This window comes from Paenibacillus sp. JT31N11, from assembly GCF_056269285.1.
Genome location: NZ_JBWDNQ010000024.1, coordinates 1 through 12,279, shown reverse-complemented (window position 1 = coordinate 12,279; position 12,279 = coordinate 1). Strand labels below are relative to the sequence as shown.

Below are 12,279 nucleotides of genomic sequence, written 5' to 3'. Positions count from 1 at the left end.
ATAAAAGAAGCCGACGACGACAGAGGATCTGTTTCGTGGCTTCCCAGATGACGACGGGACATGGATTAAATGCACGAGGTTGATCTCTCTTATAACACTATTACGCTGGCGAGGTTAGCTGTCGGATTCGGGCGAGAGAGTCGCCCTATTCATGGCTGGCATGTCTACCACATGCTTCCATAAAATTCACCCCAAGAAGAATTCAACATTTACTGCCCTTCGTCCGATACGAAGTGTATCAATGTTTGGTTCCCCCGCTCTCCGACTTCGGAGATTAAGCGATATGTTGGAAAAGGAATGCAAGTTTTGAAGCTCTGAGATGAATGATACCGCCTTTTGCTGCTCATTGTAAAGAAGAGATTAATCGCGATTTTAACGAATTTTAAGGAAAATCACGTGAAAAACTGCCAATTTACTGACTCAAAATTAGTTTTTTCACTCGAAATGTCTTGATTGCTGCCTCTTATAGCCCTTTTTCTTTAAAAGCAAAACAATTCTGAGCATTCTCTGTCGTAATTTTCGAGATTTCTTCTACAGTTTTCCCTCTAATTTCGGCAACCGTTTCTGCTACAAGACGGACAAAAGCGGATTCGTTTCGTTTCCCCCTGTAGGGGTGGGGAGCTAAATAAGGAGCATCGGTCTCGATCAAAATACGGTCAAGCGGCACCTGTGCAAGCACCTCTTTGGGAACACGCGCGTTCTTGAATGTGAGCGGTCCACCGAACGAAATATAGAAATTCATGTCGAGGCATTGTTTCGCCGTCTCCCAGCTGCCTGAGAAGCAGTGCATGACTCCGCCCACATCTTTGGCATTCTCCTCTTTCAGTATATGAAGCACGTCCTCATGCGCCTCCCGGTTATGAATCGAAATGGGCATCTTCTTCTGCCGCGCAAGCTGGATCTGCTCCCGGAAAACACGCTGCTGAACGTCCTTCGGAGACGTATCCCAGTGATAATCCAAGCCTATTTCGCCGATTCCGACAACTTTGGGATGATCGCAAAGCGATGCAATCCAGTCCAGGTCCCCGGGCAGCATATGAATGCTTTCAACAGGGTGCCAGCCTACAATCGCATAGATAAAATCATATTGCTCCGCCAGAGCCATTGTCGTGGGAATGGTCTCCCGGTCGAAGCCGATATTTATAATTCTCGAGATCCCGGCAGCACGGGCCCGTTCGATCACTTCCGCGCGGTCCTCGTCGAATTGTTTCGAATCCAGATGGGTATGCGTGTCGATTAACATAAGCAAGTTGATCTCCCTTCTATAATAAGAGCCCGAATCGTTCGCGGATATGCGGCGACAACAGATGTGCCGATTCAAGTAAAGGCTCTTCGGGGTAATACAGATGATATTTGCCCTGATGAATTCCGGTAATCGAGCGGATGATATCCGACTTTCTGGAGATTTCGGACAAGCGGTCATCCTGCCCCAGAAGCAGAATCGGCGGACGTTCATCCTTGTCCATGAAATCATGCCCCAGACGGTATACATCATACGGCATATCGTAGGGAAAGTCGATTTCCAGATGATAGTCCGGATTTAGACCGATCGATTGGAATTGTTCACGAATTTCCTGCCAAAGCTTTTCATCGGCATTGTCCATGGTTATGTATTTATATAGTTTTCGGTTCAGGAATCGGGTGCATAATTCTGCCAGCAGAGAATCCTCCTCCTTCAACCACTGCGTAAAGGCTGTTTGAGCCATGGCTTCGTCCAGCAGGAGATAGTTCTCCACATCCAGCGTACCTTCCATCAGATGCCGGAGCGGTTCGATCATCCATGAGAAAGCATACCCGCCCCCATAAAGCTCGCGCGCTCTGCGAAATATTTGTCGAAGTATAATTTCCGAGCTCCTGGTGACCGGGTGAAAATAAACCTGCCAATACATTTGGTAGCGGGACATCAGATAATCCTCAACAGCGTGCATTCCACTCTCTTTTACAACAATTCGTCCCTGATACGGCCTTAGAACGCGAAGAATGCGTTCCAGATCGAATGTTCCGTAATTGACGCCTGTATAGTATGCATCGCGCAGCAGGTAATCCATACGGTCCGCGTCCATCTGGCTGGATATGAGGCTGACCACAATCGGTTGATTGTACGTTTTGCAGATGACAGCCGCCACCCGTTCCGGCAGGGAGGGGTCGCAGTCGCGGAGAACCTGGTTAATTTCAGTATTCTCCAGTAATATACGGCATGTCCATTCCTCATGATCAGTATCAAACACCTGTTCAATGGAATGCGAGAAGGGACCATGACCCACATCGTGCAGCAGAGCGGCGCATAACGTCACAAGCCTCTCTTCCCTGGGCCAGTCCGTATAACCACCCCGTTCAAATTGGGAAATGATTTTTCTGGTTATTTCATAAACACCCAGTGAGTGCGAGAAGCGGCTGTGCTCCGCCCCGTGAAAGGTCAAATAAGATGTACCGAGCTGACGAATTCGCCGCAGACGCTGAAATTCCCTCGTATTAATGAGATTCCATATCGTCTCATCCTGCACATAAATATATTTATGAACCGGATCTTTAAATACTTTCTCCTCGGCTAGCGAATGATGTCTAGGATTCATCTTTTTCCCCTCCGATGTTCAATTATTCGACATAATTTCTTTTTAATGTGTCGAATTGTGTCGTAAACGCATTACCAAATAGTCAGTATCGTTGTATGATTTATGTAAGGCTATACACCCTATCCTTATGGATAAAACGGAGAAAAACGGCGTATATGCAAGCAGAATCAAGGTTGACTATTATGGGAAACGTTGGTATTATAAAAACAAGAATTAATAGAACTTTGTCGAAAAATGACGAAATAAGTATTTTGAGAGGAGCACGGGATAGATTATGATGAAATCAACAGGTATTGTGCGTAAAGTGGATGAGCTCGGACGTGTTGTAATCCCCATTGAACTGCGCCGTACGCTTGGCATCGGTGAAAAAGATGCCCTGGAAATTTATGTGGACGGCGAACGCATTATGCTGAAAAAATACGAGCCCGCTTGTATCTTCTGCGGTAATGCCGAGAATGTCACTTACTTCAAGGGAAAAATTGTATGTAACGCTTGTTTATCCGAAATGCCAACTCCTGTAACAAAATAAGAGACAAAACCGGAATCATGCGTTATAATATAATTAATCAACTTACATTTGTTAATTCTAACCTTTTTAATACTCCTTGCCTTCCTGAGTTTGCTTATCAGGAAGGTCCTTTTTTTTATGGCCCCAAGAAAGAAACGGCATTCACTTTCGCATGATTTCATTATATACGTCGCGTTTTGCCAACCCTCGATCAACCGCGGTAAGCTTGATGGCCTCTTTCCGATCCAGATTCTGCCCTTCATAACGACTTACATGCTCCTCCAGATTCAGCTCCGTCCACCAGGGCTTGTCATCCCCCTCCAGATCTTTCGCATCCGATGCATCGGCTCCGGCAACGACCAGGCAGTACTCGCCAAGCGGCGGATGTTCACTGAGCCAAGCCAGACATTCCGATATTGTCCCTCTCGCCGCCTCCTCAAATCGTTTCGTGAGCTCCCGCACCATAGCTACGTCACGGTCGCCCCATTGCTCCAGCATAGCCGTGAGGGTTTTGGCCACCCGATGAGGCGATTCATAGCAGATGATAGTCGCATCCTGTTTCCTCAGCTGCTGCAGCCACTCCTGCAGTGCTTTGCGCTCGCGCGGGGGGAATCCTGTAAACAGGAATCTGTCTGTAGGCAGGCCGGATATGATAAGTGCCGACAGCGCCGCGTTTGCCCCTGGTATGGGAACCACCGCGATTTCCTGCTCAGCTGCCGCTACTACCAGCTCTGCACCCGGATCAGAAATGGCGGGAAGCCCCGCATCGCTCACCAGCGCAATTGAGAGTCCCTCAGAGAGAAGACGAATAAGCTCGCTGCCGCTTGCCGATTTATTATGCTCATGATAACTTACCAGCCTGGTCGGGATTTCAAAATGAGTCAGAAGCTTGCGTGTCTGCCGGGTATCCTCCGCCGCAATCAGATCGACTTCTTTCAACGTGCGGATCGCACGAAAAGTTATGTCTTCCAGATTTCCAATCGGCGTTGCCACCAAATAAAGCGTACCCGCTTTCTTGCTCTCTTGATCTTTCGCTTTCGTAAAGCTTTGCTGAACTTTCATGTTGGCTCGATCCTCGTTTCCGGCTGATGATTTCCATAATAGATCTGCATGATCTCTTCATTATATTGACGTTGGCTATTGTAAACGATTAAAGGCGCCAGAAGCTTAACATCGGGCCTGCCGTCGCGTACCGCTTCAATCAGCACCATATTCGCCTCTGCCTCCACATGTGGATGGACGAAGCGGATCCGCTTGGGCTCCAATTTCCATTTTCGAAGCGTTTGCGTAATCTCAATCAATCTTGACGGCCGATGCACCATGGATACACGTCCGCCGGTCCGGACCAGCTTGGCGCAAGCGGCAACAATATCATCCAAAGTCCCGTTTAATTCATGCCTGGCATTCGCAACGTATTCATTCTCATTCCGCTCGCCAATTCCTACCGGCATGTAAGGGGGATTGACCGTAATCGCATCGAAGCTGCCATAACCGCTATGTTCTATATAATAACGAAGATCGCCTTCGTGAATGTGAATCTGACGCTCCAGCTTGTTCCATACCACACTTCTCCTGGCCATATCCGCAAGGCGGGGTTGAATCTCAACGCCCGTGATAGCCGCCTTGGTGCGCGTAGATAACAACAGAGGAATAACTCCATTTCCGGTACATAAATCCAGTATTTTTCCCCGTGGCGGGACCCCGGCGAACCTCGCCAGCAGAACCGCATCCATAGAGAAACTGAACACATCCCGGCTTTGGATGATGTGCAGCTGATGGGTCAACAAATCATCCAGCCGTTCATTCGATTTCAGTGTTCCTTCATTAAATGGATTAGACACGTGCATGATGCCCTCATTTCTTCCCTTATTATTACCCGCTGCAAGCCTTTCTGACATCCCGGCATAATCCAGGAAGGAATATGGTTAATCCGTGTTCTCGGGACATAAAACAAACAAGACCCGGGAAGCCGGGTCTTGTTGTGTAATCATTCCTTATTCAGAAAGGATAGACAGAACAAACAGTCACCCTCCGTACGCAAATGCCCATAGTACAAGTTGCAAATGTGAAATCCTTCATGATAAAGACGGGCAAGATTGTCGTAGCCCTCGCCGACAGCTGCCGCTTGGTCCAAGGGCATATGAGGAGGCAGTTCTACAGTTCCCTGATCGTCGGCAGCAACGGCAGCCTCCGGCTCTACGTGAGTGGAGAGAATCGCCGTTTCGCGCTTAAATATCTTGCGCAGCTGCTGATTCTCGATGCTGAGCCGTTTGTTCTCCTCAAGCAATGCTTTCACCCGCTGCTTGAGCGCGCCCATTTGAACATGCAGGCTCCCCATATTCGTTTCCAGCTCGTCCATTTGGTTAAATATATCCTTCTTGTTCAAGTTCCCACCCCAAAGACTGTTCAGCTTCGGACTTACGGATTCCCGCCTTATTTAATCACGACATCATCCAGCGGCATTTCCTTCGGCTTCCCACCATCGAATAGTTGCACATAAACGGATTTGGTGCCTACGTTTATTCCGGTCACTTTGCCTTCTCCCAGGGAAGTGACAACGACCTTGCCAACGGCCGGAAGCTCTTCCCGGACGCTTTCATAATTATCATGCTCATATTTCAAGCAGCACATTAATCTTCCGCATAAACCGGATATTTTGGTTGGATTCAGCGATAGATTCTGATCCTTGGCCATCTTGATCGATACCGGCTCAAAATCGCCCAGCCAAGATGAGCAGCAGAGAACGCGCCCGCATGGGCCAATCCCGCCCAGCATCTTCGCTTCATCCCGCACACCAATTTGCCTAAGCTCAATGCGGGTGCGGAATACACTGGCCAAGTCCTTCACCAATTCGCGAAAATCGACCCGGCCTTCTGCCGTGAAATAAAAAATGATCTTGTTCCGGTCAAACGTAAATTCGACGTCGACCAGTTTCATTTTGAGCTGATGATCTTTTATCTTATCGAGACAAGTATTAAAGGCATTGCGGGCAGCCGACTTGTTCTCGTCAACGATCTTGGCATCGTTGTCTCCTGCAATACGGATGACTTTCTTAAGCGGAAGGACAACATCCGATTCACCGACTTGTTTGTGCCCAACCACAACTTTACCATATTCAATACCTCTGGCCGTTTCCACAATTACATGCTGATCTTTATCTACCGGAAACTCCACAGGATCAAAATAATATATTTTGCCCGCCTTCTTGAAGCGGACGCCAACGACGTTATACAATCCGTCACCCCTCCTGTATGCGGATAAGCAATTGCTCCAGGGCCAGCTGCGGGGGTACATGAGCACGCATTCGTTTGCCTGCTTCCAGCGTATGCTCCATGCACCGTACCCAACCGTCCGCTGAACGTCCGAATGCATGTTTGCCGATCCAATCCACCTGATCTATAAAAACGAGTGCCTCATGTCTTCCAGCTTGAAAGTGAATCATATCTTTATACCATAATACGAGCAGTGACAGCAGCAGCTGCGGCTGTTCACCAAGTCCCGTCTTGAATACTTGCTGTTGAGCGGATACCATCGCCGCGGTGAATCGGGTCAGACTATCCTTGCCTAATTGTATCACTACATTTCTCATTTCTGCAAACTCATTCTGCTGGATGATCAAGCGGCATGCCTCAAGCCCGGAAGCCAAATGAACGGCAGCCCGCGCCAGGAGCTGTGGAACCTCCTCCGCTACAAGCGTTTGCAGCATATCCGTAGGCGCGAGCGGCATAAAAGGCACCCACTGCGTACGTGAGCGTACCGTCGGCAGCATGGCTTGTCCGTTTTCTGTCAGCAAAATCGCGACCACCAATGTCTGCGGCTCCTCCAGATATTTGAGCAGACTGTTGGCGGCCTGCGGCGTCATCGTTTCTGCACGCTGCATAATATATATTTTACGCTCCGCTCCTGAACTCCGATAAGCAAGTTCACGCTGAAGCTCACGTATCTGATCAATTTTAATTGAACTGCCATCCGGCTCAACCACATGAAGATTGGGCTGATTGCCATGGTCAAACTTGCGGCATGCCAGGCACTCCCCGCAAGCATCACCTTGACCCGCTGTGCAAAATAGCGCTTTGGCGAATTCTTTGGCCATAGCCATTCTTCCGCTTCCCGGAGGGCCGCTGAATAGATAGGCATGCGAGACTTTGCCGCTTCGCAGTGCATGCTGCAGGATTCGTTTCGCCATAGGCTGTCCCGCCAGTTGTGCGATACTCATATGAATAATTCCTTTCCACACTCACCTGCTGCCAACGTACAAAATCTGGCGGCAGCCTTAATATCGATGAAAGCTTCTTCCATTTCAGAGAAGAAACGTAATCCTGCTGAGACTTTCAGGAACTTGAGGGAAGTCCACAAAATTCCACATCTCTCCATTCTAAAAAAACAAATTGATCAGAATCCCCCGTATATCTCCGATCCTTTGCAAAAGCTCCAACCGCCCCGCCTCAGTGTCCAGCAGCTCTTCTCCCATCGATAAGAGCGCCGAGTCCACCTCGTCAAGCAGCTTATAACGTTTTGTCCGGCCGCGCCGGTCAAACCCACGCGTCTCTTTCATGCCAACACCGCGTTTTACGGTATCTTCAAGAAATTTCTTAACCATTCTCCGATAAAGCTGCAGCTCACGCACTGTCATGGAACGCGACAAGCGCTCCCCCTGATTGTGGATATCCTGCAGCTTCTGCTGCAGCTGCTCCATCGTCCGCTGTTCATCCTGATGCATCATGACGTCAGTAAAGTTTTTTGGTTGAGCAGGTTTATAGCCCAGATCCAGCCGGGAACGGTCCTGCCCCAGCGGTCGATAACCCGGATTAATCTTCATCCATCAATCACGTCCAATCAGAAATGTTCGAATCTTTCTACAGGTACAACGAATACGGCGGCTCCGCCAACCTGTACTTCGACTGGAAACGGAATGTAGGCATCGGTTGTGCTTCCCATGGGCGATACGGGCGAAACAAGCTGATCGCGCACCTTGCAGTTGGCGCGGATAACATTAAGTACTTCATGTACCCGTTCATCCTCGATACCAATCATAAAGGTCGTATTGCCTGCCCGCAAAAAACCGCCTGTACTTGCCAGTTTTGTTGCTCTGAAGCCTTCTTGAACCAGTGCATTCGACAACCGGTTGCTATCTTTGTCCTGTACGATCGCAATCACTAATTTCATTGATTATCCCTCCCGAATTATATTGCCATTCGTAATGTTAGAAACAATAAAATGCAGGTTCTAATAAATGTGCAGAACTTTCAAGAAAAACTGCGATATGTGTAAATGTACATGCTCTAGGATGTTAAGAGGACTACTATTATAATTTGACATCGTTTGCAAATAATCCTTTAAAACGCTGTGCGATTATCGAAATGGAGTCATTTAACAGAGCTTCAGGTGAAGTTTCTGCATTTATTCGGACTATTCGACCCGGATTCTGTGCATGCAGCTTTGTATAGCCTTCACGTACCAGATGATGGAAAGAAAGTCCTTCCAGATCGAGGCGATTGATTTCCCTGTTCTTGGCATCATAGATACGCTTAAGCCCTGCTTCCGGAGAGATATCCAGCCATAATGTCAATTCGGGCATCACATCCTCAACAGCAAAACGGTTAATCGACCAAATCTCATCCATGCCAAGCCCTCGTGCATGACCCTGATAAGCAAGACTGCTGTCAACGAAGCGGTCACATATAACAAACATGCCATCGGCAAGAGCGGGTATAATTTTTTCCATCAAATGTTGTCGTCTGGCAGCTGCATATAGAAGAGCTTCTGTTCTGGCTTCCATTGCGGTATTGCCCTGATCGAGAATGACGCCTCGTATTTGTTCGGCAATGGGAATTCCTCCAGGCTCCCGTGTTGTCATCACACGGATACCTTTTGCTGACAGTATACGCGTTAGCCCATCAATGAGTGTCGATTTTCCGGCGCCTTCACCGCCCTCAATAGTCAAAAAAGTTCTCGGTTCCAACATAAGAGCTCCCTTTAGAATCGTTTCTTGTCCCTATCATAACAAAGCAAGCTATAAGCGTAAACGAATTCCTGCCCTATCAGGATCATCATAATGTCCTAGGCCTCCCGAATCACCATTATCGTTTTCAATGTCGGATCCGATATTCCTTGACATTTTGCGCCTATCAGGGCAAGCTCCTTCATATATAAAGCGACATTCTGATGAATCCTTTCTCCAGAATACAAGATGGGGATGCCCGGGGGATAGGGGATAACGGCTTCTGCAGCTATTCGGCCTGCTGCCTCCGTAATATTGATCATTTCCACCTGATCACGCTGTTTCCGCTGTCTGCTGAAGAGTACTGGTTCAGAAATCGATTGTACGGTATCATACATGGATCCTTTTATTTTCGCTTCATTAACATAACTTCTATGAATTACCATATCAAAATTAGTGCCCGTATGAACCTCTTTTCCAATTTCGATGCATGCCTGGATCAGCTTCTCGTTATCCTTAAATGACATCGACATTCCGAACAACAAAACCACATGAATGGAATCGGCCATTTCCGGCCAGCATCCTCGCATCTCAAGCATTTTCTGAAGGTCATAACCGGATAATAATCCGGCTCGATCCTTCATAACAATACGAAGGGGGTCCACCATCATATTCAGACCGTAAGCAGGCAATTCAATCCACCCAGAAGATTCGTTTGCCCACTGCCTGAATGACTCTGCAGCCACTATGCCCTCTTCAAATAAAAAAGGTCCAAAAGTATCAATCATTGCCCGGGCAATATCCAAGGATGCCATAATCGGATAAGAAGGACTGGAGCTTTGGACCATTGACAGTGCATCTCCTAATGCATCACGATCAACTCTGATTCCCTGTACATGCAGCATAGCACCCATTGTAAGAGCGGACAACGTTTTGTGAGTCGACTGTACAACAGCATCAGCGCCTGCCTGAAGCGCTGAACGGGGGAATGAGGGATGCATGCCGTAATGAGCGCCATGCGCTTCATCGACCAGCAGCAGACAGTCATGACTGTGTACAAGCTTTGCATATGGCTCTAAATCCGTACATAATCCATAATAGCTGGGGTTAGTTAGGAATACGGCTTTTGCCTCTGGATATCGGAGAAGAGCTGCCTCTATATCAGACAATTTTGGAATTGCATGCAAACCTGTTTCTGGATCTGTTTGTGGAGAAAGAAATACCGCTCTTGCCTGTGCAAGCATTAATCCATTTAGAACGGACTTATGTACATTTCTTTGTAAAATAATAAGATCTCCTGGGTTGCAGCTGGCCATTATCATTGCCAGGTTTCCAGCTGTACTCCCTCCAACCAGAAAATAAGTGTGCTCTGCACCAAATGTTGCCGCAGCCAGACGCTGAGCCGCAGCAATTACGCTTGTGGGCATATGAAGATCGTCTGTCACTGACAGCTCTGTCACATCCAAGGCCATAATCTCTTGAAATATCTGAGCTGCATCTGTATCAAGCTTTTGCAGTTTATTTAAAGATTGGCCATATTTATGGCCTGGAACATGATAACTTATTGGAAATGAGCGGTGCAGGTCCATTAACGTTTCATACAAGGGTGCGTGGAATAATGGCTCAATAGTAGTCATAAGAAATATAAATTCTCCTTTTAGATAATTAAACTGTAAATATAAAAGCTAAGCACTTGACCATTTCACAAATAATTTACAAATTATTATAATATAACCAAATAAGGGGTGTAAACAGAAAATAAATCCTCGCTATCCCGATTGGACTTCCTTTTCGAGATCTGCGAGGATTGACTATGCTAATGCCATCCGGATCACAATCAGGCATTCTTTTGAACCCAAATTTGCTTCAGCTGATGAATAAAGAAAGGGTATTTTGCATCTTGGACTTCCGTTCTGACCATTTCCACTTCGCATGATTCACAAATGAATTCATCAATAATTCGCAGACCTTCCTGCTTATGATGCCCGCAAATAATGCAACAGCTTCCGATTGCTTCTTCCATCATTCTTCACCTCGCCTTTACAAGAAATTACTCATTGCTACTATTATGCCACATAGTCTAGCATCATATACTTGTTTCATAGCCCGTTTCAAATAGCCCTACATCATATGATACACGAGTGAAAAGGGTGAATGGTATCTAAATATGTTGCCTTTGCTCCGCTCTTCAAAAAATGAATGCAGTTTCCGATACATTCTCTAGTAGGATGGAGGGGACATTGTCACAATGAGAGGCACGCTCGCTGAGCAGGAAAAAGCCACAATTTATCAATACCAGCTGATCCGAAAAATCGTTGTGCGCAAAGAGCTTATATGGAGCTACTTAAGCGCAGCATTCATCATTTCGATCATTCAATTAGCCTTGTATCAAGTAGACGGTGCAATTGCACTAGCCCTGGGACTGATCGTAACTCAACTGATCCAATTCATAATTATTCGCTTAACCTTGATTCGTGTGGATGAGCCGGATAACCGCCGGTGGGGCTATCGATTGATATTGCCCTGGGTCGGATATATCCCAATTGCCCATATTGAGCTTGCTCTCTTTCGTCGTCTGCAGCGTCATATGTTCTGGCTGGGGCTGTGCGCGATTGGCGTTGCTTACCCTTGGGCTAATGAAGCTCAGATGATCAGCTTGGTATGCTGGCATTTATGGACATTGGCACCGCGGGTTGTCCTGCTTCGTCAGTTGCGGAAAGTTCGCCGTGACGGTGTTCTCCGCATCCAGGCAGCCGATGTAAGCTATTATCATCGTTAGTCAATTGATTATAAGTAGAGGGTGCTCAGAGGCACCCTCTCTTCTTTATGTAAGGACTAAGCAACAAACATCTTGAATTAAAAATTAATACAAGTAGACCATAGAGACAGGAAACAAAAGATAAATATTGCGCAAATATTAGTATAGAGTATTTTCTTGAAAAAAACGGATAATCGTGCACAGCACATGGTGTCGCATGCGTTCCGGTTATCCAGTAAAATAATTATATGAATGTTATAAAAGAAACAGCTGTTATTGGACAATAAATTATGCTGCTCCTCCAGTCGGCAGGAAGTACCGGCAGGAACTTTGTCATACAACATGCATTAGTTAAACAACTTCTGAAAACAACAAGCGAGAAACAAGCCAGCAGACAACAAAAAACCGACCGCAGAACTGCGGTCGGCTTCTCGTGCTTGGCAACGTCCTACTCTCCCAGGACCCTGCGGTCCAAGTACCATCGGCGCTGAAGGGCTTA

General features: G+C 47.0%; 14 protein-coding genes and 1 riboswitch. Of the genes, 2 read left to right on the top strand and 12 right to left on the bottom strand.

The features are described from left to right. Positions 1 to 88 precede the first annotated feature (88 nt). Positions 89 to 291, bottom strand: a riboswitch (cyclic di-AMP (ydaO/yuaA leader). Positions 292 to 463: 172 nt separating this feature from the next. Then, positions 464 to 1,243, bottom strand: coding sequence for a TatD family hydrolase (locus AC0YNV_RS37195; RefSeq protein WP_475772583.1), 780 nt, complete (start codon positions 1,241 to 1,243; stop codon positions 464 to 466). A gap of 19 nt (positions 1,244 to 1,262) precedes the next feature. After that, positions 1,263 to 2,573 (bottom strand): HD domain-containing protein, encoded by a 1,311-nt coding sequence (locus AC0YNV_RS37190; RefSeq protein WP_475772582.1) that lies wholly within the window; start codon positions 2,571 to 2,573, stop codon positions 1,263 to 1,265. Between the two features lie 274 nt (positions 2,574 to 2,847). Between AC0YNV_RS37190 and AC0YNV_RS37185 the strand changes: the two genes are divergently transcribed. Further along, entirely contained in the window at positions 2,848 to 3,102 is a 255-nt protein-coding gene (locus AC0YNV_RS37185; RefSeq protein ID WP_188999999.1) for an AbrB/MazE/SpoVT family DNA-binding domain-containing protein, read from the top strand. 141 nt (positions 3,103 to 3,243) lie between these two features. Here the strand turns inward: AC0YNV_RS37185 and rsmI are convergent, their stop codons facing one another. The 10 genes from rsmI to AC0YNV_RS37135 all read right to left on the bottom strand — a co-directional run bounded on the left by rsmI (position 3,244) and on the right by AC0YNV_RS37135 (position 11,045). Continuing rightward, positions 3,244 to 4,143, bottom strand: coding sequence for a 16S rRNA (cytidine(1402)-2'-O)-methyltransferase (gene rsmI / locus AC0YNV_RS37180; RefSeq protein ID WP_475772581.1), 900 nt, complete (start codon positions 4,141 to 4,143; stop codon positions 3,244 to 3,246). Then, positions 4,140 to 4,922, bottom strand: coding sequence for a tRNA1(Val) (adenine(37)-N6)-methyltransferase (locus AC0YNV_RS37175; RefSeq protein ID WP_475772580.1), 783 nt, complete (start codon positions 4,920 to 4,922; stop codon positions 4,140 to 4,142). Before AC0YNV_RS37175 ends, rsmI begins: the two co-directional genes overlap by 4 nt. Before the next feature lie 146 nt (positions 4,923 to 5,068). Then, positions 5,069 to 5,467 carry an initiation-control protein YabA gene (locus AC0YNV_RS37170; RefSeq protein ID WP_475772579.1) on the bottom strand — a complete coding sequence of 133 codons (399 nt, stop codon included), beginning with the start codon at positions 5,465 to 5,467 and terminating at the stop codon, positions 5,069 to 5,071. Positions 5,468 to 5,514: 47 nt separating this feature from the next. Continuing rightward, the gene (locus tag AC0YNV_RS37165) at positions 5,515 to 6,315 is read right to left on the bottom strand and encodes a PSP1 domain-containing protein (protein ID WP_210046345.1); all 801 of its coding nucleotides are present in this window, start codon (positions 6,313 to 6,315) and stop codon (positions 5,515 to 5,517) included. Between the two features lie 4 nt (positions 6,316 to 6,319). Next, positions 6,320 to 7,297, bottom strand: a complete 978-nt coding sequence (gene holB / locus AC0YNV_RS37160; protein WP_475772578.1) for a DNA polymerase III subunit delta' — start codon at positions 7,295 to 7,297, stop codon at positions 6,320 to 6,322. Positions 7,298 to 7,456: 159 nt separating this feature from the next. Continuing rightward, positions 7,457 to 7,900 carry a YaaR family protein gene (locus AC0YNV_RS37155; protein ID WP_210046343.1) on the bottom strand — a complete coding sequence of 148 codons (444 nt, stop codon included), beginning with the start codon at positions 7,898 to 7,900 and terminating at the stop codon, positions 7,457 to 7,459. Between the two features lie 17 nt (positions 7,901 to 7,917). After that, a complete protein-coding gene (locus tag AC0YNV_RS37150; RefSeq protein ID WP_475772577.1) occupies positions 7,918 to 8,247 on the bottom strand; it encodes a cyclic-di-AMP receptor in 330 nt (109 codons plus the stop codon). Between the two features lie 139 nt (positions 8,248 to 8,386). Further along, the gene (gene tmk, locus AC0YNV_RS37145) at positions 8,387 to 9,046 is read right to left on the bottom strand and encodes a dTMP kinase (protein WP_475772576.1); all 660 of its coding nucleotides are present in this window, start codon (positions 9,044 to 9,046) and stop codon (positions 8,387 to 8,389) included. A 95-nt stretch (positions 9,047 to 9,141) separates the two neighbouring features. Continuing rightward, positions 9,142 to 10,659, bottom strand: coding sequence for an aminotransferase class I/II-fold pyridoxal phosphate-dependent enzyme (locus tag AC0YNV_RS37140; protein ID WP_475772575.1), 1,518 nt, complete (start codon positions 10,657 to 10,659; stop codon positions 9,142 to 9,144). A 200-nt stretch (positions 10,660 to 10,859) separates the two neighbouring features. Next, entirely contained in the window at positions 10,860 to 11,045 is a 186-nt protein-coding gene (locus tag AC0YNV_RS37135; protein WP_210046400.1) for a sigma factor G inhibitor Gin, read from the bottom strand. 225 nt (positions 11,046 to 11,270) lie between these two features. Here AC0YNV_RS37135 and AC0YNV_RS37130 point away from each other — a divergent pair, with 225 nt between their 5' ends. Then, positions 11,271 to 11,801, top strand: coding sequence for a transposase (locus tag AC0YNV_RS37130; RefSeq protein ID WP_475772574.1), 531 nt, complete (start codon positions 11,271 to 11,273; stop codon positions 11,799 to 11,801). The last annotated feature ends 478 nt before the right edge of the window (positions 11,802 to 12,279 follow it).